Below are 25998 nucleotides of genomic sequence, written 5' to 3' on the forward strand. Positions count from 1 at the left end.
GGGCAGGCACCGATTGTGCGGGCCCCGGCCGGCGACGGGAAGCCTTCCAGTTGCCCGGCGCCCGGCAAATCCAATATTGCGAATAGTTCGCATTTATCATGTTTACCATGATCAAGGTCAAGCAACACCGTCCAAGCCCCCTCGCCCCGGAAGAAGGCGGCGGCGCGCCCGCCAAGGACGCAAACACCCCGCCCTTGCGGCGCCTGTGCAGCAGGCAGTTGCTGGGCGACGCACGCGAACTCGAGATCGCCCATGGCGATCAGGTCTATCGTCTGCGCCTGACCTCGCTGGGCAAGCTGATTTTGACCAAATAGCGTTCGGTTCCGGCGGCTAGATATATCTACAATATCCCAAAAAGGAGCTCCGATGACCCCGACCCCGCACGCCAATTTCATCGCCGGCCAATGGTTGGCCGGCGCCAGCAGCCGCGCCAATATCAACCCCTCGGACACGCGCGACGAGATCGGCCGCTATGCCCAGGCCGACGCCGCCCAGGCCGAGCTGGCGATCGCCGCCGCCCACGCCGCTGCGCCCGCCTGGGGCCTCTCCACCCCGCAACAGCGCGCCGACGCATTGGACCGCATCGGCAGCGAGATCCTGGCCCGCAAGGACGAGCTGGGAGAGTTGCTGAGCCGGGAGGAAGGCAAGACCCGCCCCGAGGGCGTGGGCGAGGTGGCGCGCGCCGGTGCGATCTTCAAGTTCTTCGCCCAGGAGGCGCTGCGCCAGCGCGGTGACAAGCTGGCCTCGGTACGGCCGGGGGTGGAGATCGAGGTCACGCGTGAGCCGGTGGGCGTGGTGGGCCTGATCACGCCGTGGAATTTCCCGATTGCGATTCCCGCCTGGAAGATCGCGCCGGCCCTGGCCTTCGGCAACACGGTGGTGTTCAAGCCGGCCGAACTGGTGCCGGGCTCGGCCTGGGCGCTGGCCGAGATCATCAGCCGCGCGGGCCTGCCCGAGGGCGTGTTCAATCTGGTGATGGGCCCCGGCAGCGTGGTGGGCCAGGCCCTCTTGAACGATGCGCGCGTGCAGGCGCTGAGCTTCACCGGCTCGGTGGGCACCGGCCAGCGCGTGGCTCAGGCCGCGGTGATGCGCGGCGCCAAGTTCCAGCTGGAGATGGGCGGCAAGAACCCGCAAGTCGTGCTGAATGATGCCGACCTAGCCACCGCGGTGAACTGCATCGTGCAGGGCGCCTTCTATTCGACCGGCCAGCGCTGCACGGCCTCCTCGCGCATCATTGTCACCAAGGGCATCTACCCGCGCCTGCTGGAGGCGCTGGCGCAGGCCACGCGCGAGCTGCGCGTGGGCCATGCGCTGGCCGCAGGCACGCAGATTGGCCCGGTGGTGGACGAAAGCCAGCTGGCCCAGGATCTGCGTTACATCGCTATCGCTCGCGCCGAGGGCGCGCGCCTGGTGGCGGGCGGCGAGGCACTCGGCCTGGAGGCGCCTGGCCACTATCTGCAGCCGGCCCTGTTCGCCGACTGCGACAACGCCATGCAGCATTGCCGCGAGGAAATCTTCGGCCCGGTGGCCAGCCTGATCCCGGCCGAGAACTACGAACATGCCCTCGAACTGGCCAACGACACGCCCTTCGGCCTGGCCAGCGGCATCTGCACCGGCTCGCTCAAGCATGCCAGCCACTTCAAGCGTCATGCCCAGGCCGGCATGGTGATGGTGAACCTGCCCACCGCCGGGGTCGACTACCACGTGCCCTTCGGCGGCCGCAAGGGCTCCAGCATGGGCTCGCGCGAACAGGGCAGTTACGCGGCCGAGTTCTACACCAGCGTCAAGACCAGCTATCTGCAGCCCTGAGGAGGCTGCAGCTGAGGGCGCCGGTCAGCGCAGCGGTGCCAGGCTGCGCACCGCCTTCACCGCGCCCTCGCCCATGGCCGCGCCAAAGCGCTTGGCCAGGCGTTCGGCGACGTTGTCGCGCGGCGTGTAGTCGATCACTTCCTCGGCCTTGACCACCTCGCGCGCCACGTAGTCGAGGTTGCCGAACTCGTCGGCCAGGCCCATCTTGACGGCCTCCTCGCCGTTCCAGAACAGGCCGGAGAACATCTCGGGCGTCTCGTGCAGGCGTGCGCCACGGCCTTCCTTCACCACCGTGATGAACTGCTGGTGGATCTGGTCCAGCATGGCCTGCGCATAGGCGCGCTGCTTGGCGTTCTGCGCCGTGAAGGGGTCCAGCATGCCCTTGTTCTCACCGGCGGTGAGCAGGCGCCGTTCGACGCCCAGCTTCTCCATCAGGCCGACAAAGCCGAAGCCGTCCATCAGCACGCCGATCGAGCCGACCATGGAGGCCTTGTCCACATAGATCTCGTCGGCGGCCGCGGCGATGTAGTAGGCGCCCGAGGCGCACATCTCCTCCACCACGGCGTAGACCTTCTTGCCATGCTTGGCCTTGAGGCGCTTGATCTCGTCATAGACGATGCCGGCCTGCACCGGGCTGCCGCCGGGCGAGTTGATGCGCAGCACCACCGCCTGCGCGCCGTGGTCCTCGAAGGCGTTCTTGATGGCTGAGAGCAGCAGCTCGGCGCTCGCCTCGGTATCGGCCGCGATCTCGCCGCGCACCTCCACCAGGGCGGTGTGCGGCGTATTGGTCGAGCTCACATGGTGGCGCTGCGAGAACAGGCTCCAGGCCACGAACACGAAGAAGGCCAGCCAGGCCACGCGGTAGAAGGTCTTCCAGCGCCGATCGCTGCGCCGGTCCTTCAGGTACTCGGTGGCGAAATGCTCCAGCAGCTTCTCGTAGGCATTCGGCGCCGCCGGGCGTGCCGCGGCGGCGGCGCTGGGCGCGTCCAGCGTGCTGAGGATGTCCTCGGGATTGGCGGTGGCATCCGGCACGGGGCGCGGCAGTTCATCATTGGGATTCATAGGGCTCAGTCTTCAAAGGCCGGCTTGGTGTCGCGGGAAGGATACCAATAGACCTGGCCCTCGCGCTCCTGCACCTCGATCTTGGTCAGTCCGATGCGGCCGCACATGCCGGTCACGCAACGTCCGGAGAGTGGGTCGTAGACCGCGCCGTGGATCGAGCACATGATGTACTGCTTGTCGCTGTCGAGGAACTCGCCCTCCTGCCAATCCATCTCGGTGGGCACATGGGCACAGCGGTTCAGATAGGCCACCACCTGGCCCTCGAAGCGCAGCGCAAAGGCGCGCGCCGGCTGGCGGTACTGCAGCACGTCGAAGCTGTGTGCGCGACCGCGCTCCTGCAGCTCGGCCGAGGGGCACAGGGGGATGGGTTGGATGTCGTCGGTCTCAGGCATGTTCGAGCAGCCAGCGCTGCAGGTCGGGCACATCGTGGGCGATGTGCAGGGGTTCAAACGCATGGAAGCTGGCGTGATCGTGCGCGCCATAGCTGACGCCAAGCCGTGCGGCGCCGGCGTTCAAGGCCAGCTGCAGATCGTGGGTGGTGTCGCCAATCATCAGGGTGCGTTCGGGCGCGGCGCCGAACTCGCGCATCAGCTCGTGCAGCATGCGCGGATCGGGCTTGCCGGCGGTCTCGTCGGCGGTGCGGCTGCCGTCGAACACACCCTGCAGCTGCACCGATTGCAGTGCCTCGTCCAGGCCCCGGCGGCTCTTGCCGGTGGCGATGGCCAGCCAGTGGTGGCGCGCCTTCAGCGCCGCCAGCAGCTCAAGCACGCCCTCGAACAGCACCACCTCATGCTGGGCGGCGAAGTAATGGTGGCGATAACGCTGGCCCAGCTCGGCATAGCGCTCGCGCGGCAGATCGGGCACCACGCGCGCCAGCGCGTCGTAGAGCCCCAGGCCGATCACATAGGCGGCATCGGCGGCTTCCGGCACGGGCAGCCCCAGGTCGCGCGCCGCGGCCTGGATGCAGCGCGTGATCAGGGCGGTGGAGTCGAACAGGGTGCCGTCCCAGTCGAACACGATCAAATCAAACTGCTTGGGTGTCATGGTTGCGCGCGCAGGGCCGCGATCAAGTTCTCACATTCAGGCGGCAAGGGTGCCAGCAACTCGATCTCCGCGCCGCTGGCGGGGTGGATGAAGCGCAGGCGCTTGGCGTGCAGAAACATGCGGTCGAAACGCAGCGCGCCGCGCGCCATCGCGCGGTTGGCCTCGAAGTCACCGTACTTGGGGTCGCCCACGATGGGGTGACCCTCATGCGCCAGGTGTACGCGGATCTGATGGGTGCGGCCGGTCTTGATGGTCACGTCCAAGAGGCTGTGGCCCGGCAAACGCTCGACCACCTTGACCAGGCTGACGGAGCGCTTGGCCTGCTCGGCCTGCGGATCGTGCGAGTTCGTCACCGCCCTCACCCAGCGCTCACCGTCCGCGCCGGTGAATTTCAGCAGCGCCACATCGATGACCTTCTTGTTCGCCGCCCACTCGCCCGTCACCAGCGTCGCATAGGTCTTGCCCGTTTCACGCTCGCGGAACTGGTCCTGCAGCTTGGTGAGCGCACTGCGCTTCTTGGCGATCAGCAGCAGGCCCGAGGTCTCCTTGTCGAGCCGGTGCACCAGTTCCAGGAACTTGGCCTGCGGCCGCGCCTGACGCAGCTGCTCGATGACACCGAAGCTCACGCCCGAGCCGCCATGCACCGCCACGCCGGCGGGCTTGTTGACGGCAATCAACTGCTCGTCCTCGAACACGATCGGAAATTCCTTGGCCGGCACGAACTTGGCGGCCTCGTCCACCACGCGCTCGGGCAGGCGCACCGGCGGCACGCGCACCACATCGCCCAAGTTCAGGCGCGTATCGGCATGCGCCCGGCCCTTGTTCACGCGCACCTCGCCGGCGCGGATGACGCGATAGACATGGGTCTTGGGTACGCCCTTGAGCTCGCGCAAGAGGAAGTTGTCCAGGCGCTGGCCTTCCGAAGCTTCGTCGATGGTGAGCAGGCGCACGGCCGGCGCCGGCGCCGGTGCCGCTACTGGCGCGGGCGCCGCCGCGCTCGGTTTCGGCGCGGGTACGGGCTGGGCGGGCCTTGCTGGCGAGCGCGCCGCGCTGCGGGCGCCCCCCCCGACCTTGGGGCGGCCTTTAGCCCGTATAATGCTGCTTGCCACGATTGCGCTCTAAGTATTTGATTTTTCAGATTTTACCCGGGCCTGAGCCGGGGTAAGCCGAAGGCGCAAGAGAGGCGGATGCGTGAAGCTCATGTGCGAACAGGGGTTTCAAGGCATCCACAAACGGTGATGCAACGCGTCTGCGACGCGGGCGGGCCCTGTCCCCAAGTGACCGGGCGGCCAGCGCTGCAGTGCGGAAGAGCAACGCAGTTCGAACCACGCCTGGCGTGGCCTGTATGGGGCCACGACGGGCACGAATAAGGTTTTCATCGCGTGAGGCGATCCGATCAAGAGTCGGCGCGCCTCATGCCAGCACTCGGTAGTTCCTCGCGGATGATCTCCACCAATCCCCCCACCCTTTGCCGCTCGCGAGCGCAGCCCCGGTTTGATGCCGGTCGGGCCCTCGCAGACAGCCGCGAACGGGCCGCAGGCGTCATGGCACGCCTGCGCAGCGGGGATGGAGTTCGCCGCGCCGCCTACCCGAGGGCACGCGCCAACGCTGCAGGGCTGATCGCTTAGCAAAGCAGATCTCCAGCAGTCCAGGGCGATTCCTTCCTCGGTTCCACCGCGTTTCTCGTGCAGCTTATGGGTCGCCCGCTGGTGTCACAGCCAGTGGACGTCGTGATGCTGCGCGCCCTGATGGCCTGGAAGGCCTGGGGTGCGTGAGGAGTACTGATGAAACGTATGCTGATCAATGCGACGCAGCCGGAAGAGCGGCGCCTCGCAATCGTTGATGGCCAGAAACTGCTGGACTTCGAAACCGAAATCGAAGGCCGCGAGCAGCGCAAGGGCAATATCTACAAGGCCGTGGTGACGCGGGTCGAGCCCTCGCTCGAAGCCTGCTTCGTGGACTACGGCGAAGACCGCCACGGTTTCCTGCCCTTCAAGGAAATCTCGCGCCAGTTCTTCCGCGACGGCGTGGATGTGCGCAATGCCAAGATCCAGGACGCCATCAAGGAAGGCCAGGAACTGCTGGTGCAGGTGGAAAAGGAAGAGCGCGGCAACAAGGGTGCGGCGCTCACCACCTTCGTCTCGCTGGCCGGCCGCTACCTGGTCTTGATGCCCAACAACCCGCGCGGCGGTGGCGTGAGCCGCCGTATCGAGGGCGAGGACCGCGAAGAGCTGAAGGAAAACCTCGACCAGCTCGAGTACCCCAAGGGCATGAGCCTGATCGCGCGCACCGCCGGCATCGGCCGCAGCGCCGCCGAGCTGCAGTGGGACTTGAACTACATGCTCAAGCTCTGGACCGCGATCGACGACGCGTCCAAGGGTGGCAAGGGCGCCTTCCTGATCTACCAGGAATCCTCGCTGGTGATCCGCGCCATCCGCGATTACTTCACCGCCGACATCGGTGAGATCCTCATCGATACCGACGACCTGTTCGAGCAGGCTCACCAGTTCATGAACCACGTGATGCCCGACCAGGGCCATCGCGTGAAGCGCTACCGCGACGACGCGCCGCTGTTCAGCCGTTTCCAGATCGAGCACCAGATCGAGACCGCGCACAGCCGCACCGTCAACCTGCCCTCGGGCGGCGCGATCGTGATCGACCACACCGAGGCCCTGGTCTCGGTGGACGTGAACTCGGCGCGCGCCACCCGTGGCGGCGACATCGAGGAAACCGCCACCCGCACCAATCTGGAAGCCGCCGACGAAATCGCGCGCCAGATGCGTCTGCGCGATCTGGGCGGCCTGATCGTGGTCGACTTCATCGACATGGAAGAGTCGAAGAACCGCCGCGAGGTGGAGCAGCGCCTGCGCGACGCCCTGCGCAGCGACCGCGCCCGCGTGCAGTTCGCCTCCATCAGCAAGTTCGGTCTGCTGGAGCTCTCGCGCCAGCGCCTGCGCCCGGCGCTGAGCGAAGGCAACCACGTCACCTGCCCGCGCTGCAATGGCACCGGCCACATCCGCGACACCGAGTCCTCGGCGCTGCAGATCCTGCGTATGGTCCAGGAAGAAGCGATGAAGGACAACACCGCCGCCGTGCATGTGCAGGTGCCGGTGGAAGTGACCAGCTTCCTGCTGAACGAGAAGCGCACCGAGATCACCAAGATCGAGCTGAAGCAGCGCGTCACCGTGCTGCTGGTGCCCAACAAGCATCTCGAGACGCCCAACTACAAGCTCGAGCGCCTGCGCCACGACGATCCGCGCCTGGAAAACCTGCAGGCCAGCTACACCATGATCGAAGAGCCGCAGGACGAGGTGGGCATCACCCGCCGCGGCAGCGACGACAAGGGCAAGAGCAAGCAGGAGCCGGTGGTCAAGGGCATCATGCCCGAAGGCGCTGCACCCATGCCCACCGCGCCGGCGCCCAAGCCCGTGGCCGTGGAGCCCGTGGCTGCACCGGTGGCTGCGCCGGCCGCCGGCGGTGGCTTCTTCGGCTGGATCAAGAAGCTGTTCGTGGCCGCACCGGCCGAGGCTCCGGCCCCGGCCGTGGAAGCCAAGCCGGCCGCCGAAGGCCGCAAGGACGGCAAGCGCGAAGGTGGCCGCGATGGCCGCCGTGATCGCGGCGACCGCGGTGGTCGTGGCGAACGCGGCGAGCGCGCCGAACGTGGCGAGCGCAGCAAGCGCGGCGAGGCCCGCGCCGATGGCAAGCCGCAGGACGGCCAGCGCGCCGAACGCGGCGAGCGCCAGGAGCGTGGCGAGCGCCCCGAGCGCCAGGAGCGCGCCGGCCGCCGCAATGAGCGCGGCAACGACAAGCCCGAGTTGGCGCTTGGCGAGCAGCGCCCCGAGCGCACGGAACGTGCCGAGCGCGGCGAGCGTGGCGGCGAAGGCCGTCGCCCGCGTGGCGAGCGCGGCGAACGTGCCGAGCGCCCGCAGCGCAACGAAGAAGCTCGTGTGGACAGCGCGGCCCTGCAGGCCGAGCCCAGCGATGCGCAACTCGACAACCCGGCCTTCCAGGACACACTGCCCGAAGGCCTGGCAGCGAACGAGGCCGGCAGCGAAGAGCGCCAGGGCCGCCGCCGCCGCCGCCGTGGTGGCCGCGACCGCGATGACCGCGCCGCTGAAGGCGTCGAGGGCACCGAGCTGAACCAGGAGCAGGCCGAAGCCGCTGCTGCCGAGCCGGCCGAAGCCGCCGAAGGCACCGAGGCCCCCGCCGCTGCCGACGAGGCCGGTGAACCCCAGGCCCGCGATGGCCGCCGCCGCCGTGGTGGCCGCAACCGCCGCGAGCGCGGCGAAGGCATGGCGGCCGATGAGGCGCAGGCCGAAGGCATGGCCGAGCCGGGCCCGGCCGCCCAGGCACCGCAGCAGATGGAACTGGCCGCGCCGGCCGAACCCGCCGCACCGCCGCCGGCACCCGCTCCCGCAGCGATCGCTGCCCCGGCAACGCCGGTGGTCGCAGCACCCGTGGCGCCGGTCGCCGCGCCGGTGGTGCCGGCCTTCGAGCTGCCGGTGAACGATCTGCAAGCCATCGCCGAGGGCGTGGGCCTGCAATGGGTCAACTCCGACGCCGACAAGGTGCGTGTGGTGCAGGAGGCGATTGCCGCCGAACCCAAGCCCGTGCATGTGCCGCGCGAGCGCCCGCCTCTGGTCGAGATCGACGCCGGCCCGCTGGTGCTGGTGGAGACGCGCAAGGATCTGGCGCAGGTCACCCTGCCCTTCGAGCAGCGCTGATGGCAGGGGGGGCTAAAACCCCGCTCGGCCCCGCAACGACAAAAACGCCGCTGGGCTTGCGCTCAGCGGCGTTTTCATTTGGTGGGGTCAGGTCTTGCGGCTCAGCCCAACTGCTCCACCGCGGCCAGGTAGCGCGGATTGCGCATCAGCTCGTCCCAGGTCAGCGGCACGGTCTGCGGCAGCAGGTCGAGCCGGCGCGACTCGCTGTCGGGCTCCTGCAGCCAGTCGCCGCGCGCGGCCGCCCGCACCAGGCCGTCAAGCAACTCGTCCAGCGCGGCACCGGCATCCACCAGGCTCTGGTTGCATAGCAGCACCATGTCGCAACCGGCCTGCAGGGCCGCCAGCGCGGCCTCGGTGTAACCGATCTCGCGGCCTTCCAGCACGCGCGCGCCGCGCATGCCCAGGTCGTCGCTGAAGATGGCGCCGCCAAAGCCCAGGCGCTCGCGCAGCACCTCCTGCAGCCAGCGCGCGCTGAAGCCCGCCGGGCGGCTGTCCACCTTGGGATAGATCACATGCGCCGGCATCACCGCGGCCAGGCTCAGGCTCAGCCAGGCAAAGGGTTGGCCATCCTCGGCCAGGATGGCCTTGAGGCTGCGCTTGTCCACCGGCACGTCCACATGGCTGTCGGCCGTGACGAAGCCATGCCCCGGGAAATGCTTGCCGCAGCTGTGCATGCCGGCCAGCAGCAGGCCATGGGCCAGGCTCTTGGCCAGCAGGGCCGCCACGCGCGGATCGCGGTGCAGGCTGCGGTCACCGATCACGCTGCTCTCGCCATGGTCCAGGTCCAGCACCGGCGCGAAGCTCAGGTCCACGCCGCAGGCGCGCAACTCGGCGGCCAGCACATAACCGGTGGCCGTGGCGGCCGCCGTGGCCCGCATCGCATCTTCCATCCACAGCTCGCCAAGCCGGCGTGCCGGCGGCAGATGGGTGAAGCCGCCGGTCTTGAAGCGCTGCACGCGGCCGCCCTCCTGGTCGACGGCGATCAGGATGTCGGGGCGTATGGCCTTGATCTCGGCGGTGAGCCCGGTGAGCTGGTCGCGGCTTTCGAAATTGCGCGCGAACAGGACCAAGCCCCCCACCAGCGGATGGACCAGGCGGCGGCGGTCGTCGGCATTCAGCTGGGTGCCGGCAATGTCCAGCACCACGGGGGCGTGCGGCGTGTCGTTCATTGATTGTTCATTCCATGGTTTCCACCACCACGAAGGCGGTGGCGTAGTCGGTCTCGTCGCTGACGCTGACATGGGCCCTGAGGCCACTGGCCTCGAACCATTGCGCCAGCGCGCCGTGCAGCCGCAGCTCGGGCTTGCCGCTGGGCGCCTTGACGATCTCGCAGGCGCGCCAGCTCATCGGCATGCGCATGCCCAGTCCGATGGCCTTGGAGAAGGCCTCCTTGGCCGAGAACCGCGTGGCCAGGTAGGCAATGCCGCGGGATTCGACCTTGGCGCGGCGCGCGCGAAAGACCTCCAGCTCGTGCGGGCCGAGCACCTTCTCGGCAAAACGCTCGCCACGGCGCGCCAGGGTGTCGGCGATGCGGCGGATGTCGCAGACGTCGGTGCCGATGCCGTAGATCACAGGCTGTAAGCGCGTTGAATGGCGCGCTGATACTCGCGCACCGTTTCCGTGTAGCCCAGTTCGAGCGCGTCGGCGATCAGGGCATGGCCGATCGAGACCTCCTGCACACCGGGCACCTCGCGCAAAAAGGTCGTGAGGTTGTCGCGGTTCAGATCGTGGCCGGCGTTGATCCCCAGGCCCACCGCCAGCGCCGCGTTGGCCGTGGCCGTGAAGCCCGCCAGCACCTCGGCCTGGCGAGGTGTGCCATAGGCGCTCGCATAGGTCTCGGTATAGAGCTCGATACGGTCCGCACCAAGCTCGGCCACCAGCGGCATGGCCTGCGGCAGCGGGTCCATGAACAGGCTCACGCGCACGCCCAGCGCCTTGCATTCGGCGATCAGCGGGCGCAGCCGCGCCATATCGGCGGGCAGGTTCCAGCCATGGTCGGAGGTGAACTGGTCTTCGCTGTCCGGCACAAAAGTGACCTGCTGCGGACGCAGCGCCCGCACGAAATCCATCAGGTTCTGCGTCGGGTTGCCCTCGATGTTGTACTCGGCCTGGGGCCAGGTCTTGAGCAGCGCGGCCAGCTCATGCACATCCTCGCTGCGGATGTGGCGGGCATCGGGGCGCGGATGCACGGTGATGCCCTGCGCGCCCGCCAGCAGGCACAGCTCGGCAGCGCGCATCACGCTGGGAATGCCCAGATGCCGGGTATTGCGCAGCAGGGCCACCTTGTTGACGTTGACGGAGAGGGCGCAGCGCGCGTCGCGATGACGCGAGGCCTCGGGGGCCACCAAAGGGTTCATGGTCGGATCGACTCAGGCGAGGAGTTTCTGCACATCCAGCATCACGCCACGCGTGCGCAGGGGCTTGTGGCCCAGATGATAGTGAAGCAGGCCGCGCAGCGCCGTCTTGAGTGCGGGCAGCGCCCCCATGCAGGCCTGCTGCAGGGCTTCGACGCTGCCATGCAGCAAGGCGGCCTGCAGCTGTATCAGCTCGGCGCCCTTGAAGTGCGCGCCCGCATGGCTGGGCGGCACGATACCGGACTCGGCCGTCAGCACATAGCTGCGCTCCAGCTCCAGCGGCAGCTGGGTGGGCGTGACGACGCTGAGATCCGGCAGGAGGCCGCTGTCGTTCAGCAGGCGCAGCTCGAAGGCGCGCAGGGCCGCCTGCGACTGCGCATCCTCGCTGGCGTGCAGCAGCGGCAGGGTCTGGGCATAGGCATCGAAGAGCTGGGGGTGCGGGTCCTGGCGCGCCAGCAGCTTGAGCAAGAGCTCGTTCAGGTAGTAGCCCGAGAACAGCGCCGCGCCGGCCGGCATGGCGTGGGTGCTGGCCCATTCGGCGGCGCGCAGCGTCTGCACCTCGGGGCCGCCGTCGCCTTTGCTTGGCTTGGACAGGCTGACCTGGATGCGCTGGAAGGGCAGCAGCACCGCGCGCAGCTGCGAGTAAGGCCTCTTGGCACCCTTGGCCACCACCGCCAGCCGGCCCTGCTCGCGCGTGAACAGGTCCAGGATCAGGCTGGATTCGCTCCAGTCGTAGTGGTGCAGCACATAGGCCAGCTGCGCGGCGGGAGCACGCGTGGCACGTGCGCTCATGCCCGGCGCCGGGCCGCCCCAAGCCGGGCGGCGCCCCTCGGGGGCAGGAGCGAAGTGACTGGGGGGCTCACAAGCTCACTCGTAGCCGTAGGAGCGCAGGTGTTCCTCGCTATCGGCCCAGCCGGAGCGCACCTTGACCCACAGTTCCAGGAACACGCGGCCGTCCATCAGGTGCTCGAGCTCCTGGCGCGATTCGGAACCGATGCGCTTGAGCAACTCGCCGCCCTGGCCGATCACCATGCCCTTGTGGGCATCGCGCTCGACCACGATGGAGGCGGAGATGCGGCGCAGCTCGCCCTCGTCTTCCCATTTGTCGATCACCACCGTCGAGGTGTAGGGCAGCTCGTCGCCGGTGAGGCGGAACAGCTTCTCGCGGATGATCTCGCTGGCGAGGAATTTCTCGCTGCGGTCGGTCAGCGCGTCTTCGTCGTAGAACCAGCCCTGCTCAGGCAGATAGGGCTTGAGGATCTTGAAGAGGCGCTGCACGTCGGCCTCCTTCTTGGCCGAGAGCGGCACGAACTCGCTGAAGTTGCGGCGCTCCTGCATGCCCTTGAGCCAGGGCGCCAGCTCGGCGCGGCGATGCACGGCATCGAGCTTGTTGGCGATCAGCACCACCGGCTTGTCGTCGGGCAGCAGGGCCAGCACCTTGGCGTCGTCCAGGCCGAAACGGCCGGCCTCGACCACGAACAGCACCAGATCCACATCGGACAGCACGCCATGCACGGTACGGTTCAGATTGCGGTTCAGGGCCGCGTTGTGCTTGGTCTGGAAGCCGGGCGTATCGACGAACACGAACTGCGCCTCGTCGACGGTGCGCACGCCGGTGATGCGGTGCCTGGTGGTCTGCGCCTTGTTGGACGTGATGCTGACCTTCTGGCCGACGAGCGCGTTCAGCAGGGTCGACTTGCCCACATTGGGGCGGCCGACGATGGCGATCAGCCCGCAGCGTTGCGCCGGGCTCGCGCCCTGCTCGGACTCGGGGGTGTTGGTGATGTTGTTCATGGTGTGACGGCTGGTGGCCGCCCCAGGCAAAAAGGAGTCGTCAGGGTCTCAGTCGCGCAAGCCGGTGCCGGGCTTGTCACGCGCCATCAATTCATCAAGCATACGCCGTGCCGCGTCCTGCTCGGCGGCGCGCCGCGAGCGGCCCTCGCCGCTCTTGGCCAGATTCAGCGCCGGCACCGCGCATTCGACCGCAAAGGTCTGGGCATGCGCCTGGCCGCGGGTCTCGGTGATGCGGTAGGTGGGCACCGCCAGGCGGCGCGATTGCAGCAGCTCCTGCAGCGCGGTCTTGGCATCCTTGGCCCAGTTGTCGCTCACCGAACCGTTGATCAGATCGCCCAGCAGGCCGCGCACCAGTTCGAGCGCGGCGGCATATCCGCCGTCCAGAAAGGCCGCGCCAATGATGGCCTCGGTGGCATCCGCCAGGATCGAGGGGCGCTGGGCGCCGCCGCCGCGCGCCTCGCCCTCGCTCATGCGCAAGACCTCGGGCAGACCTATGCCCAGGGCCAGGCGGTGCAAGCTATCCTCACGCACCAGATGGGCGCGTATGCGCGTCAGGTCGCCCTCGTCGGAGCCCGCGAAACGCGCGTACAGCAGGCTCGAAACCGCCAGGCTCAGCACCGCGTCGCCCAGGAACTCCAGGCGCTCGTTGTGATCGGCGCCAAAGCTGCGATGCGTCAACGCCCTCACCAGCAGGCCCGGATCGGCAAACTGATAGCCGAGCCTTTGCTGCAGGGAATCCAGCGGCGTCTTCATGAGCTTGCTCAGTGCGAACGTCCTTCGTACTTGATCACCAGCGAGACCGGGCCGCCAAGCTCCACCTGCTTCGCATAAGCGAAGCTGATCAGCACCTTGTCGTTTTCCTTGGTGATCACCAGATCCTTGGCGTCAATGCTGGCGATCGAGTATTCGACCTGCTTGATGCGCTCGAACTCGGCACGCGCCAGCGGCACGGTGGCCGGGTTGCCCTTGGCGATGCGGTCGACCGCACTCTGGATGGTGTAGAACTCGATCACCGTGGGCACGACGCGCAGACCCACGACGGCCGTGAAGCCGAGCAACGCTCCCCAGAACAACAAGCCGAGCAGGCTCAAACCACGCTGCTGGTGTCTGCGCATAGGCCTCATGGATCTCATCCCCCGTCTTGTGCTGATGCGGCTCAGTTGAAGGAGCCAATGCGTTTCAGATTACCGAAATTCATCCAAACAAAGAAGGCCTTGCCCACAATGTTCTCGTCCGGCACGAAGCCCCAGAAGCGCGAATCGCGCGAGTTGTCGCGGTTGTCGCCCAGCATGAAGTAATGGCCGGCCGGCACCTTGCAAGTCACACCCTCGGGGCTGTACTTGCAATTCTCCTGGAAGGGGAACGGCCCATCCTTGCGATCCGGGCGGAACAGCGGCTGGCGCTGCGTGTTCACCAGCAGCTGATGCTCCTTCTCGCCCAGCTTCTCGCTGAAGCGCTGGCGGTACTGCATCGAGTCTTCGTCGTAATAATCGCCCTGGGACTGCACCGGCACCAGCTGGCCATTGATGTAGAGGCGCTGGTTCAGGTAGCTGACCTCGTCGCCGGGGACAGCAGCCACGCGCTTGATGAAGTCCATGCTGGTGTCCTCTGGGTAGCGGAACACCATCACATCGCCGCGCGCCACGTCGTGGTTGGCAATGATCTTCTTGTTGATCACCGGCAGGCGCACGCCGTAGTGGAACTTGTTCACCAGGATCAGGTCGCCCACCAGCAGGGTCGGCACCATCGATCCCGAGGGGATCTTGAAGGGCTCGAACAGGAAGGAGCGCAGCAGAAAGACGATCAGGATCACCGGGAACAGGCCGGCGGTCCAGTCCAGCCACCAGGGCTGGCGCAGGATCTCCTCGCGCGCGCCCTCCACATTGCCATCCACACGCGCAATGCCCTGCGCGGCCAGGGCCTCGCGGCGTTTGGTATCGCTGGCCAGCAGATCGGCAGCGGCGCGCTCGCGCGCCGGCTGGAAGTGAAAGCGCTCCGCCAGCCAATAGGCCATCGTCACCGCGGTCAGGATGAAGAGCAGCAGCGAAAAGTTGCCGCTCCAGTAGCCGGTGTACCAGCCACCCAGGTAGGCGATCAGGACAGCGTAAAGAATTCCGGTCAGCGCACTCATGGAGTCCTGTGGTTCGTTCAATCGTCGACTTGGAGGATGGCGAGGAAGGCTTCCTGCGGCACCTCGACGGTACCGATCTGCTTCATGCGCTTCTTGCCCGCCTTCTGCTTTTCCAGCAGCTTGCGTTTGCGGGTGATGTCGCCGCCATAGCATTTTGCCAGCACGTTCTTGCGCATCGCCTTGATGTTCTCGCGCGCGATGATGTTGGCGCCGATCGCCGCCTGGATCGCCACGTCATACATCTGACGCGGGATCTGCTCGCGCATCTTGGCGGCGACCGCACGGCCGCGGTACTGGCTCTGCGCGCGGTGCACGATGATGGACAGCGCGTCGACCCGGTCGCCGTTGATGAGGATGTCGACCTTCACCACATCGGAGGCCCGGTATTCCTTGAACTCGTAGTCCATCGAGGCGTAGCCGCGCGACACGCTCTTGAGCTTGTCGAAGAAGTCCAGCACGATCTCGGCCAGCGGCATCTCGTAGGTGAGCATGACCTGGCGGCCGTGGTAGGCCATATTGATCTGGCTGCCGCGCTTCAGGTTGGCCAGGGTCATCACCGGGCCGACGTAGTCCTGCGGCATGTAGAGGTGCACGGTGACGATGGGCTCACGGATCTCGGCGATCTGGCCCACCTCGGGCATCTTGGACGGGTTCTCGACCTCGATCACCGTGCCGTCGCCGATCACCACCTGGTAGACCACGCTGGGCGCGGTGGTGATCAGGTCCTGGTCGAACTCGCGCTCCAGGCGCTCCTGCACGATCTCCATGTGCAGCAGGCCCAGGAAGCCGCAGCGGAAGCCGAAGCCCAGCGCCTGGCTGACCTCGGGCTCGTAGCGCAGCGAGGAGTCGTTGAGCTTGAGCTTCTCGAGCGCGTCGCGCAGCGAGTCGTACTCGCTCGCCTCGGTCGGGTACAGGCCCGCGAACACCTGGGGCTGGATTTCCTTGAAGCCGGGCAGCGCCTCCTCGGCCGGGCCGAGGTTGTTGGGCAGCTTCTTTTCCAGCGTGATGGTGTCACCCACCTTGGCGGCCTGCAACTCCTTGATGCCGGCGATGATGAAACCCACCTCGCCCGCGTTCAGCTGCTCGCGCGGCTCGGACTTGGGCGAGAACACGCCGAGATTGTCGGCCGGGTAGACGGCGTTGGACGCCATCATGCGGATGCGCTCGCCCTTCTTCAGCGTGCCGTCGACCACGCGCACCAGCATCACCACGCCCACATAGGCGTCGTACCAGGAGTCGATGATCATGGCGCGCAGCGGCGCATCGACCTCGCCCTTGGGCGGTGGCATGCGCGCGATCACGGCCTCGAGGATCTCGTCGATACCCATGCCGGTCTTGGCGCTGCAGGGGATGGCGTTGTCGGCGTCGATGCCGATCACGTCCTCGATCTCGGCCTTGGCATTGTCCGGATCGGCATTGGGCAGATCCATCTTGTTGAGCACCGGCACCACCTCGACGCCGAGGTCCAGCGCGGTGTAGCAGTTCGCCACCGTCTGCGCCTCCACGCCCTGGCTGGCGTCCACCACCAGCAAGGCGCCCTCGCAGGCCGAGAGCGAGCGGCTCACCTCATACGAGAAGTCCACATGCCCGGGCGTGTCGATGAGGTTGAGGTTGTAGGTCTTGCCGTCCTTGGCGGTGTACTGCAGCGCGGCAGTCTGCGCCTTGATGGTGATACCGCGCTCGCGCTCGATGTCCATCGAGTCCAGCACCTGCGCTTCCATCTCCCGATCCGAGAGCCCCCCGCAACGCTGAATGATGCGATCCGCCAGCGTGCTCTTGCCGTGGTCGATATGGGCGATGATGGAAAAATTGCGGATGTGATTCATGGACTCAATCGCGGTCTGTTCGGCCGGAAGCTTCAACGGCGAAGCCGTTGCATGGAAGGCTCATATCGCGAAGCGATGTGAAGGCCCGGAGGGCCGTGCCGAACATAAAAAAAAGGCACGTCGAAACGGTGACGCGCCTTCCAACAAAACGTATGGCAACTGCTTGTTGGGCCTTCATTGTAGCCAAAAGCCCCCGCCTGGAAACCGCACCGTTGCTGCATTTCCCGTCGTTGCGGGCCGCCAACATCAAACTTATGCACAACTTATCCACAATTCCGTCTGGATATCCTGTGGATGTTTGAGGCGCGGTCCAAGCCTGCCCGCATTGTCCCGTCCCGATGCGTGCAAAGCGGCCCTGGAAGGCCAGGATTCTATCCGATCGATGAATCAATCGCCCGTCTCAGGCAGCCGACGAAGCCAGATCGGGTCCGACCCGGCCTGCCGCAACCGCCGCGCCAGCCACGCCGTCAGCGCTGAATTTCCACATTACGGAAAGACCCGCCACCAGACTCGGACGCCGGCACTCAGCGCCCCGGCTTCAGCAGCACGATATTCACCGCATCGGCGCGCCGCACCAGCAGGCTCACGACCTTGGCCTTGTCCAGCTTGGCAATGGCCGCCTGGAACTGCTTGACGCTGGCAATCTCGGCATTATCCAGGGCCAGAATCAGATCCCCCTCGCGCAGTCCCGCGCGTGCTGCCGCGCCCTCGGCCGCATCCACGCGCACGCCGCCGCGAAGCTTCAGCTCGCGCTTCTGTGCATCGGACAGATCAGACACCGTCAGGCCCAGGGCCGGCGCCACTTTCGGGGCGGCCTCGCTGGCGCGCTGCGGCTTCTCGTCCTCCAGTTCGCCAACGACGATGGGCAGATCCTTGTAGGCACCGCGGCGGAATACCTGCAGGCTGACCTTGCTGCCGGGCTTGGTGGCACCGACGACGCGGCGCAGGTCGCTGGCCTTCTCCACCGCCCTGCCGTCGAACTTGACGATCACATCGCCACCTTCCACGCCGGCCTTCTCCGCCGGGCTGCCCTCGACGACACGCCGCACCATCGCCCCCGTTGCCTTGCCAAGGCCGATGGCTTCGGCCACCTCGCGACTGACGTCCACCGGGTCGACGCCGATGCGGCCACGGATGACGCGGCCACCGTTGCGCAGCTGCTCGGCCACGCGCTGCGCCTCGTCGATCGGGATCGCAAAAGAGATGCCCATGAAGCCGCCCGACTGGCTGTAGATCTGTGAGTTGATGCCCACCACCTCGCCGCGCATATTCAGCAGCGGCCCGCCCGAATTGCCCGGGTTGATGGCAACGTCGGTCTGGATGAAGGGCAGGAAATCGCCGGTGTCGCGCGCCTTGGCACTGACGATGCCGGCGGTGACGGTGTTGTCGAAACCAAAGGGCGAACCGATGGCCAGCACCCATTCGCCCACCTTGAGCTTGCTGACGTCGCCGAGCTTCACCGCCGGCAGGCCGGCGGCCTCGATCTTCACCACCGCCACGTCCGTGCGGGCATCGGTGCCGATCAGCTTGGCCTTGAACTCGCGCTTGTCGGTCAGCGTCACCAGCAGCTCGTCGGCACCGTCCACCACATGGGCATTGGTCATCACATAACCGTCGGTGCTGATCAGAAAGCCCGAGCCGACCCCGCGGCGTTGCGGTTGATCGTCGTCGCCACGCGGCGCACCGCGGCGCTGGTTCGGCGCCGGGATGCCGAAGCGGCGCAGAAACTCGAGCATCTGCTCGTCCAGCTCCGGCATATTGGGGTTGGCCTTGAGCCGCTCCGAGGTGCGGATGTTGACGACCGCCGGGCCCACGCGCTCCACCAGCTGGGTGAAGTCGGGCAGGGCCGGCTGGACGGGCGCGGTCTGCGCCTGCACGGGCTGCAGCTGCAGCTGCAGCTGCAGGGCGGCAGCCATCAGCGGCAGGAGAAGGAAAAAGCGTCGGACCGGCTGGCTGAGCAACATGGCACATGGCCTCGCAAAAACTGGTAGGCCGATTGTGCCGGCACTCACCCCCCGGTGCACCGAAGTCATGCCTGGCTGGCGGCGAACAGCGTGGCGCGCAGTTCCGGCCAATGCGCTTGCGCCGCCGCCTCAGCCAGGGGCAGATAGAGCGGCCACCAGGCGAGGCGCCAACCGGGGCGCTGTGCCCGCAACAGCAGCCAGTGATCCAGATCCATCGCAACGCTGACGCGTACCGGCAATTCCGGCTGCTCGCCGCTGGCCAGCCACCAGGCCTGCCCGTCCCAGCGCAGGCGGTAGCGATAGTCCCGGCAGCCCAGGGTGCGCGCCAGCCAGGCCGCAGCGGCAGCCGCCAGCAGCAGCGCGGCGGCACATGCCGGGGCAGCCAAGGTCGGGGTCAGGTGTTGCAGCAGCGTCGCCACCAGGCCCGCAACAGCCAGCCCTGAAAGCACACAACCCAGAGCCCGCCAAGCAGGATCTGGGTTGAGCGTGACGCTGAAGGCAGGCGGATGGCGCAGGGCCGACCGCATCGCCCACGGCCTCAGATGCGCTTGAAGATCAGCGTACCGTTGGTGCCGCCGAAGCCGAAATTGTTCTTGGCCGCATATTCGATCTTCATCTCCCGCGCGGTGTTGGCGCAGTAGTCCAGGTCGCACTCGGGATCCTGGTTGAAGAGGTTGATAGTGGGCGGCGCGATCTGATCGCGCACCGCCAGCACCGTGAACACCGACTCGATGCCACCCGCGCCACCCAGCAGATGGCCGGTCATGGACTTGGTGGACGAGACCACCAGCTGCTTGGCGTGGTCGCCAAAGGCCAGCTTGATGGCGTTGGTTTCGTTCACGTCACCCAGCGGCGTCGAGGTGCCGTGGGCATTCATGTAGTTGACCTGATCGGGGTTCAGCCCGGCATTGCGCAGCGCCGCGCGCATCGAGCGCTTGGGGCCGTCCACATTGGGAGCGGTCATATGGTAGGCATCCGCGCCCATGCCGAAACCGACCAGCTCGCAGTAGATCTTGGCGCCGCGCTTCTTGGCGTGCTCGTACTCTTCCAGCACCACCACACCGGCGCCCTCGCCCAGCACGAAGCCGTCGCGATCCTTGTCCCAGGGGCGCGAGGCCGTCTTGGGATCATCGTTGCGCGTGGAGAGCGCGCGTGCGGCCGCAAAGCCGCCCACGCCCAGCGGCGAGACGGTCGACTCGGCACCGCCGGCCACCATCACGTCCACATCGCCGTATTCAATCAGCCGTCCGGCTTCACCGATGCTGTGCAAGCCGGTCGTGCAGGCCGTGACGATGCCCAGGTTCGGTCCCTGGAAACCGAACCTGATCGACACATGACCCGAGATCATGTTGATGATCGAGGCCGGCACAAAGAACGGAGAGATGCGGCGCGGGCCCCGCGCCGTCAACTCCGCATGCGTTTCCTCGATCATCGGCAGACCACCGATGCCCGATCCAACCAGCACGCCGATGCGCTCGGCCTGCTCTTCGGTGAGGGCGTCGCCGGTCGGCAAGCCCGCATCCTGCACCGCCTGAATCGATGCCGCCAATCCGTAGTGGATGAAGCGGTCCATGGTCCGCGCTTCCTTGGTGGACATGTATTCAGCCACGTCGAAGCCCTTGACCTCGCCTGCGAACTGGCAGGCATAGGCCGAGGCATCAAAGCGGGTGATGCGGTCGATGCCGGACTGACCGGCCAGGATGTTGGCCCAGCCTGTCGCCACCGTGTTGCCCACGGGGCTGATCAGACCGAGACCGGTGACGACGACGCGACGACGGCTCATGCGGTACGGGGATCGGTTGAGGAAGAAACGCTGAAGGGCCTGAGCCCTTAAGCCTTCTGGTGCTTGACGGCGTAGTCGATCGCCAGCTGCACCGTGGTGATCTTCTCGGCTTCTTCGTCGGGGATCTCGATGCCGAACTCGTCTTCGAGTGCCATCACCAGTTCCACGGTGTCCAGAGAATCGGCGCCCAGATCAGCCACGAAGGCCTTCTCATTGGTCACATCGGCTTCAGGCACGCCGAGCTGCTCGGCGATGATTTTCTTGACACGTGCTTCGATATCGCTCATGACTCCTCCAGGAGTGGATTGCAAGGAACAGCCCGGGATTCTAAGGCCTCTAGAGTGCCACCCCTAGCGCGGGGTGGCGGACGCAGGCTGACAGCACTGCGACCCGCACTCTAGCAGGCCCTCACCGGCCGGGCGAATCCGGTGGGCGCAACACAGGGTGTCGCGCCGCTAAACAGTTCAGCTCATGTACATGCCGCCATTGACATGCAGCTCGGTGCCGGTGATGTAGCCAGCCGCCTTGGAGGCCAGAAAGGCCACCGCGTCGGCGATTTCCTTGGGCTCGCCCAGGCGACCCAGCGGAATCTGGGCCAGCAGGGCGGCCTTCTGGGCCTCGGGCAGCACCTCGGTCATGTCGGTGGCGATGAAGCCGGGGGCGATGCAGTTCACCGTGATGCCGCGGCTGCCGAGCTCGCGCGCCAGCGCACGCGTCATGCCCGCCACGCCGGCCTTAGCGGCGGCATAGTTGGCCTGACCGGCATTGCCGGAGGCACCCACCACCGAGGTGATGTTGACGATGCGGCCGTAGCGCTGCTTCATCATCGTGCGCATCACCGCACGGCTCATGCGGAACACCGCCTTGAGATTGGTGTCCAGCACCGCATCCCAGTCCTCGTCCTTCATGCGCATGGACAGGGTGTCGCGCGTGATGCCGGCGTTGTTGACCAGCACCTGCAGGCCGCCGTCCGCCTTGACGATCTCGTCCACGGCCGCTTCCACGGCCGCCGCGTCGTTCACATTCAGGTTCATGCCGCGGCCGCCCAGGGGCGCCAGGGCGGCCGTGATGGCGGCGGCGCCGGACTCGCTGGTGGCCGTGCCAATGACGGTATAGCCCTGCTCGGCCAGGGTCAGCGCGATGGCGCGTCCGATGCCGCGGCTGGCGCCGGTGACGAGGGCAACTTGCTTGGATTCACTCATGATGTTTCAGCCCAGCAGGGTCTTGGCTTCGGCCAGCGAAGCCGGGTCCAGCACCGTGGTGCTGACGATCTCGGCATCGATGCGCTTGGCCATGCCGGCCAGCACCTTGCCAGGGCCGCACTCGATGATGTGACTCAGGCCGCGGGCCTTCAAGGCCTGCACCACCTCGACCCAGCGCACCGGGCCGAAGGCCTGGCGGTAAAGGGCATCGCGCAGGGCATCGGCGTCGCTGGCCACGGCCACGTCGATGTTGTTGATGACGGGAAACTGCAGGGCCCCGAACTCGGTGGCCGCCAGCTTGGCCTTCAAGGCCTCCGCAGCCGGCTTCATCAGGCTGCTGTGGAAGGGCGCCGACACCGGCAGCAGCAGCGCGCGCTTGGCACCCGTCGCCTTGAGCAGCTCGCAGGCCTTCTCGACGCCGGCCTTGGTACCGGCAATCACGGTCTGCTTGGGGTCGTTGAAATTCACCGCCTCGACGGCCTCGCCCACCGCGGCGGCGGCCTGGGCACAGCCTTCACGCACGGCCTGAGCCTCCAGGCCCAGGATGGCGGCCATCGCGCCCACGCCCACCGGCACGGCTTGCTGCATGGCCTGGGCGCGGAAGCGCACCAGCGGCAGGGCCTGCGCCAGGCTCAGGGCGCCGGCAGCCACCAGCGCGGTGTACTCGCCCAGCGAATGGCCGGCGGCGGCGGCCGGGGTCAGGCCGGTCTCGGCGATCCAGGCGCGATAGCAGGCAATGCCCGCGGTGAGCATCACCGGCTGGGTGTTGGTGGTGAGGTCCAGCTGCTCCTTGGGGCCTTGTTTGATCAGCGCGGCGATGTCTTCGCCCAGCGCGGCCGAGGCCTCGTCCAGCGTTTGCTTCACCGCGGGGTGATCACCCCAGGCGTCCAGCATGCCCACGGCCTGCGAGCCCTGGCCGGGGAACACGAATGCAAAGTTCGCACTCATCTTGATGTCTCGTTTCCTTGAGTTCTTAGAAGTCGAGCAGCACGGCACCCCAGGTGAAGCCACCGCCCACGCCTTCCAGCATCACGGTGTCACCCGACTTGATCTTGCCGCTGCGCACCGCCACGTCCAACGCCAGCGGAATCGAGGCCGCCGAGGTATTGCCATGCTCGTGCACCGTGACGATGAGCTTGTCCATGGGCATCTTCAGCTTCTTGGCCGTGCCCTGCATGATGCGGATATTGGCCTGGTGCGGGATCAGCCAGTCGATGTCGGCATCGCTGCGGCCGGCCTTGGCCAGCACCGAGCGCGCCACCTTCTCGAGCACGCCCACGGCCAGCTTGAACACGGCCTGGCCGTCCATCTTGAGCAGCGGATCGCCCAGCACCTGGCCACCGGCGACGGTGCCCGGCACGCACAGGATGTTGGCATGGCTGCCATCGGCATGCAGCTCGCTGGCGAGGATGCCGGGGGTGGCGCTGGCGCCTAGCACCACGGCACCGGCGCCGTCGCCAAACAGCACGCAGGTGGTGCGATCCTTGAAGTCCAGGATGCGCGAGAACACCTCGGCGCCGACCACCAGGGCCTTGTTGGCAGCGCCGGTCTTGATCATCGAATCGGCCACTGTCAGGGCATAGACAAAGCCCGAGCAGACCGCCTGCACGTCGAAGGCCGCGCCGCCCGCGATGCCCAGCTTGTGCTGCAGCAGGCAGGCGGTGGACGGGAACACCATGTCCGGCGTGGAGGTGGCGACGATGATGAGATCGATCTCGCTGGCGGCGATGCCGGCCGCCTCGAGCGCGGCGCGCGCCGCCGGCAAGGCCAGATCGCTGGCCGCGACACCCGCGTCGGCAAAGTGACGCGCCCGGATGCCGGTGCGCTCGACGATCCACTCATCCGAGGTTTCGATGCCATCCTTGGCCAGCTGCGCAGCCAGCTCGGCATTCGTCAGGCGCTTGGGAGGGAGGTAACTGCCCGTACCGAGGATGCGGGCGAAGCGGGGGGCCGATGTTCCGATGGGGGTGGCGCTAGTAGTCGTCATGCAGCTTGGGCGGCGCTGGCCACCTTGTCTCCTGCATCGCCGGGCGCGGGCTCGCCCGTCTGTGCGGGCATGGCTTGCAGCGTGGCGATGATGCGGTCGTGAACCCGGTCCAGCAACCGGTTGCGGGCGGCATCATACGCCCTGTTCAAGGCCGTCTCGAAGGCCAGGGCGTCGGCCGAGCCATGACTCTTGAACACCAGCCCGCGCAGACCCAGCAGGGCCGCGCCGTTCAGACGGCGATGGTCGACGCGGTTCTTGAAGCGTTGCAACACCGGCAACGCCAGCAGCGCGATCAGCTTGGTGAGCAGGTTGCGGCCGAACTCCAGCTTGATGAAGGTGGTCATCATGGTGGCCAGGCCTTCGGCGGTCTTGAGCGCCACATTGCCGACGAAACCATCGCAGACCACCAGATCGGTCGTACCCTTGAAAATATCGTTGCCTTCCACGTTGCCGTAGAAGTTCAGCTGGCCCGCGGCCGCGGCCTGACGCAGCAACTCGCCGGCGCGCTTGATGGTCTCATTGCCCTTGATGACCTCTTCGCCGATATTGAGCAGGCCGACGCTGGGCTCGGCCTTGCCATCGACGGCGGACACCAGAGCCGACCCCATCACCGCAAACTGCAGCAGATGCTCGGCGCTGCAGTCGACATTGGCACCCAGGTCCAGCATGGTGGTGAAGCCGCCGCGCTGGTTGGGCATCACGCTGGCAATCGCCGGGCGATCGATGCCTTCCAGGGTCTTGAGCACATAGCGCGCCACCGCCATCAGGGCGCCGGTATTGCCGGCCGAGACGCAGGCATGCGCCGCCGCCACGCCATCCACCGCCTTCAGCTGGTTGATGGCCACGCGCATCGACGAATCCTTCTTGCGACGCAAGGCGACTTCGAGCGGATCGTCCATCTCCACCACCTCGGTGGCGGGCACGACGGTGCAGCGCGGCCAGGCCTTGGCTTCGGCCAGCGCCTCGCCACGCCCGACCAGCAGCAGCTCGGCCTGCGGATGCGCCGCAAGAAAGGCGCGACAGGCCGGCAGGGTCACGCTCGGGCCGTGGTCGCCGCCCATGCAATCGACGGAGAGGCGCACCACGCCATCGGCGGGCTGAATGGGGACGGAAGAAGACATGGGAACGGGAGGTGTGCAGCGGAGCCTGGCGTCAAGCCGGCGACCTTACGCGAGGCGCATGACAGGAACAAGCGGGCGCACCCGCAGACCAGGTGACGGGCGCGGCGCCCCGATTACAGCGACCAGACAGCACAAAAGCCCGGCAACGCGCAAGCGATGAGCCGGGCTTTGTACAAACATGCGAAGTGCGTGCGGCGCGCCGGGGCGGCCGCAGCCAGCCATGTCTTAGGAGGCGTCAGCCTTGGTCTTCAGGACCTTGCGGCCACGGTAGAAGCCATTGGGGCTGATGTGGTGACGCAGGTGCACTTCGCCCGTGGTGGGCTCGACGGCGGTGCCCGGAGTAACCAGGGCATTGTGCGAACGGTGCATACCGCGCTTGGACGGCGACTTCTTGTTTTGCTGAACGGCCATGATTTCTCCTTCGGCTTCGGTGATTGAGGCTTGCTCGGCGGGTCACGGTGTCTTGCTGCACCCTAGATGCAAAAAGACCAGCCCGCCACCGACGCCTCGGCGTCCCGGTAAATCAAATTTGCGATTGATGAACCGGGAAAGCCCGCGATTCTAGCACGGCTTCCGGCCCGGAAGAAAGCCCGGCGAGCGGCTTACTGCGCGCGGCCCTTGCCCTTCAGCGCCGCCAGGGCGGCGAAGGGATTCGGCCGCTCCTCTTCGATGGCCGCATCGTCCTCGTCTTCCAGCGGGCGCGGCAGCGGCTCCGGGCAGCTATCGTGGCGCGGCACCAGGGGCAGCTCCAGCAGCAACTCGTCTTCCACCAGCTCGCGCAGATCCAGATGGCGCGTGAGGGTCAGCACGTCCTCCTCGCTGTCGGCATCCAGCTCGGCGGCCACGGCCTCGTCGCGCACAAAGCGGAACCAGCGCGCGAACGCCACATGCGCCTCCACCGGCTTCAGGCAACGCTGGCAGGTCAGCTGCGCGCGGGCATCGGCCTCCAGATGCAGCCAGATCTCGGCCTCGCCGCCACGCGGAGTGCGGCGCTCGCCGCGCACCGTCCATTGCACCGGCGGCCAATCGCCTACGGGCGCCTCGGGCGCCGCGCTCTCGGCGATGCGCTCCAACGTGCTGGCAGGCCAGCTTCCCTGCAGGCTGGCGCCATCGCGGGCAAAGGCCTCGACATCCAGCTTGAGGGGGTCAACAACTCGCTCTTTCATGCCGCAAGTGTAAGGGCGCCGATGGGACAAT

26 protein-coding genes are annotated in these 25998 nt (G+C 67.0%); 3 read left to right on the forward strand and 23 right to left on the reverse strand.

The window, feature by feature from the left end; all coding sequences use genetic code 11:
• Window positions 1-107: 107 nt before the first annotated feature.
• On the forward strand, window positions 108-314 hold the full coding sequence (gene hemP / locus AC3WQY_RS02880) for a hemin uptake protein HemP (protein ID WP_492705631.1): 207 nt from the start codon (window positions 108-110) through the stop codon (window positions 312-314).
• A 52-nt stretch (window positions 315-366) separates the two neighbouring features.
• Window positions 367-1809 carry an aldehyde dehydrogenase family protein gene (locus AC3WQY_RS02885; RefSeq protein WP_492705633.1) on the forward strand — a complete coding sequence of 481 codons (1443 nt, stop codon included), beginning with the start codon at window positions 367-369 and terminating at the stop codon, window positions 1807-1809.
• A gap of 24 nt (window positions 1810-1833) precedes the next feature.
• On the opposite strand, the gene AC3WQY_RS02890 is transcribed toward AC3WQY_RS02885, so the two are convergent.
• The 4 genes from AC3WQY_RS02890 to AC3WQY_RS02905 are packed head-to-tail and all read right to left on the reverse strand — an operon-like array spanning window position 1834 to window position 4865.
• On the reverse strand, window positions 1834-2871 hold the full coding sequence (locus AC3WQY_RS02890) for a S49 family peptidase (RefSeq protein WP_285231088.1): 1038 nt from the start codon (window positions 2869-2871) through the stop codon (window positions 1834-1836).
• A gap of 5 nt (window positions 2872-2876) precedes the next feature.
• Window positions 2877-3263 carry a Rieske (2Fe-2S) protein gene (locus tag AC3WQY_RS02895; RefSeq protein WP_285231087.1) on the reverse strand — a complete coding sequence of 129 codons (387 nt, stop codon included), beginning with the start codon at window positions 3261-3263 and terminating at the stop codon, window positions 2877-2879.
• Window positions 3256-3915 carry an HAD-IA family hydrolase gene (locus AC3WQY_RS02900; protein WP_285231086.1) on the reverse strand — a complete coding sequence of 220 codons (660 nt, stop codon included), beginning with the start codon at window positions 3913-3915 and terminating at the stop codon, window positions 3256-3258. The genes AC3WQY_RS02895 and AC3WQY_RS02900 overlap by 8 nt, the downstream gene beginning before the upstream one ends.
• On the reverse strand, window positions 3912-4865 hold the full coding sequence (locus AC3WQY_RS02905; protein ID WP_285231085.1) for an RluA family pseudouridine synthase: 954 nt from the start codon (window positions 4863-4865) through the stop codon (window positions 3912-3914). The genes AC3WQY_RS02900 and AC3WQY_RS02905 overlap by 4 nt, the downstream gene beginning before the upstream one ends.
• An 834-nt stretch (window positions 4866-5699) precedes the next feature.
• Here AC3WQY_RS02905 and AC3WQY_RS02910 point away from each other — a divergent pair.
• Window positions 5700-8639, forward strand: coding sequence for an Rne/Rng family ribonuclease (locus AC3WQY_RS02910; RefSeq protein WP_492705637.1), 2940 nt, complete (start codon window positions 5700-5702; stop codon window positions 8637-8639).
• Between the two features lie 101 nt (window positions 8640-8740).
• Here AC3WQY_RS02910 and nagZ read toward each other — a convergent pair whose 3' ends face one another.
• The 19 genes from nagZ to AC3WQY_RS03005 form a co-directional block, all read right to left on the reverse strand.
• Entirely contained in the window at window positions 8741-9808 is a 1068-nt protein-coding gene (gene nagZ, locus AC3WQY_RS02915) for a beta-N-acetylhexosaminidase (protein WP_492705639.1), read from the reverse strand.
• 7 nt (window positions 9809-9815) lie between these two features.
• Window positions 9816-10211 carry a holo-ACP synthase gene (gene acpS / locus AC3WQY_RS02920; RefSeq protein WP_492705641.1) on the reverse strand — a complete coding sequence of 132 codons (396 nt, stop codon included), beginning with the start codon at window positions 10209-10211 and terminating at the stop codon, window positions 9816-9818.
• On the reverse strand, window positions 10208-10996 hold the full coding sequence (locus AC3WQY_RS02925) for a pyridoxine 5'-phosphate synthase (RefSeq protein WP_492705643.1): 789 nt from the start codon (window positions 10994-10996) through the stop codon (window positions 10208-10210). Before AC3WQY_RS02925 ends, acpS begins: the two co-directional genes overlap by 4 nt.
• Before the next feature lie 12 nt (window positions 10997-11008).
• A complete protein-coding gene (gene recO / locus AC3WQY_RS02930; RefSeq protein ID WP_492705646.1) occupies window positions 11009-11785 on the reverse strand; it encodes a DNA repair protein RecO in 777 nt (258 codons plus the stop codon).
• A gap of 75 nt (window positions 11786-11860) precedes the next feature.
• Entirely contained in the window at window positions 11861-12787 is a 927-nt protein-coding gene (gene era, locus AC3WQY_RS02935; protein ID WP_285231079.1) for a GTPase Era, read from the reverse strand.
• Between the two features lie 48 nt (window positions 12788-12835).
• Window positions 12836-13540 (reverse strand): ribonuclease III, encoded by a 705-nt coding sequence (gene rnc / locus AC3WQY_RS02940; RefSeq protein ID WP_285231078.1) that lies wholly within the window; start codon window positions 13538-13540, stop codon window positions 12836-12838.
• Between the two features lie 8 nt (window positions 13541-13548).
• Entirely contained in the window at window positions 13549-13902 is a 354-nt protein-coding gene (locus AC3WQY_RS02945; RefSeq protein ID WP_492705649.1) for a DUF4845 domain-containing protein, read from the reverse strand.
• Between the two features lie 41 nt (window positions 13903-13943).
• On the reverse strand, window positions 13944-14918 hold the full coding sequence (gene lepB, locus AC3WQY_RS02950) for a signal peptidase I (RefSeq protein ID WP_285231076.1): 975 nt from the start codon (window positions 14916-14918) through the stop codon (window positions 13944-13946).
• 17 nt (window positions 14919-14935) lie between these two features.
• The gene (gene lepA, locus AC3WQY_RS02955; RefSeq protein ID WP_492705651.1) at window positions 14936-16744 is read right to left on the reverse strand and encodes a translation elongation factor 4; all 1809 of its coding nucleotides are present in this window, start codon (window positions 16742-16744) and stop codon (window positions 14936-14938) included.
• 524 nt (window positions 16745-17268) lie between these two features.
• A complete protein-coding gene (locus AC3WQY_RS02960; protein WP_492705653.1) occupies window positions 17269-18660 on the reverse strand; it encodes a DegQ family serine endoprotease in 1392 nt (463 codons plus the stop codon).
• 113 nt (window positions 18661-18773) lie between these two features.
• A complete protein-coding gene (locus AC3WQY_RS02965) occupies window positions 18774-19094 on the reverse strand; it encodes a hypothetical protein (protein ID WP_492705654.1) in 321 nt (106 codons plus the stop codon).
• Window positions 19095-19246: 152 nt separating this feature from the next.
• Complete coding sequence (fabF, locus tag AC3WQY_RS02970) at window positions 19247-20491, reverse strand: beta-ketoacyl-ACP synthase II (RefSeq protein WP_285231072.1); 1245 nt, start codon at window positions 20489-20491, stop codon at window positions 19247-19249.
• Window positions 20492-20538: 47 nt separating this feature from the next.
• Window positions 20539-20778 (reverse strand): acyl carrier protein, encoded by a 240-nt coding sequence (acpP, locus tag AC3WQY_RS02975; RefSeq protein ID WP_058936430.1) that lies wholly within the window; start codon window positions 20776-20778, stop codon window positions 20539-20541.
• A gap of 177 nt (window positions 20779-20955) precedes the next feature.
• Complete coding sequence (fabG, locus tag AC3WQY_RS02980) at window positions 20956-21693, reverse strand: 3-oxoacyl-ACP reductase FabG (RefSeq protein WP_492705656.1); 738 nt, start codon at window positions 21691-21693, stop codon at window positions 20956-20958.
• Window positions 21694-21699: 6 nt separating this feature from the next.
• Complete coding sequence (gene fabD, locus AC3WQY_RS02985) at window positions 21700-22641, reverse strand: ACP S-malonyltransferase (RefSeq protein ID WP_492705658.1); 942 nt, start codon at window positions 22639-22641, stop codon at window positions 21700-21702.
• Window positions 22642-22666: 25 nt separating this feature from the next.
• Entirely contained in the window at window positions 22667-23680 is a 1014-nt protein-coding gene (locus tag AC3WQY_RS02990) for a beta-ketoacyl-ACP synthase III (RefSeq protein WP_492705660.1), read from the reverse strand.
• Window positions 23677-24801, reverse strand: a complete 1125-nt coding sequence (gene plsX / locus AC3WQY_RS02995) for a phosphate acyltransferase PlsX (RefSeq protein WP_285231068.1) — start codon at window positions 24799-24801, stop codon at window positions 23677-23679. Before plsX ends, AC3WQY_RS02990 begins: the two co-directional genes overlap by 4 nt.
• A 225-nt stretch (window positions 24802-25026) precedes the next feature.
• Window positions 25027-25212: a 50S ribosomal protein L32 gene (gene rpmF / locus AC3WQY_RS03000; protein ID WP_285231067.1), complete on the reverse strand. Its 186-nt coding sequence runs from the start codon at window positions 25210-25212 to the stop codon at window positions 25027-25029.
• A gap of 191 nt (window positions 25213-25403) precedes the next feature.
• On the reverse strand, window positions 25404-25967 hold the full coding sequence (locus tag AC3WQY_RS03005; RefSeq protein WP_492705663.1) for a YceD family protein: 564 nt from the start codon (window positions 25965-25967) through the stop codon (window positions 25404-25406).
• Between the last annotated feature and the right edge of the window lie 31 nt (window positions 25968-25998).

The organism is Roseateles sp. FW301-B2, assembly GCF_058788955.1.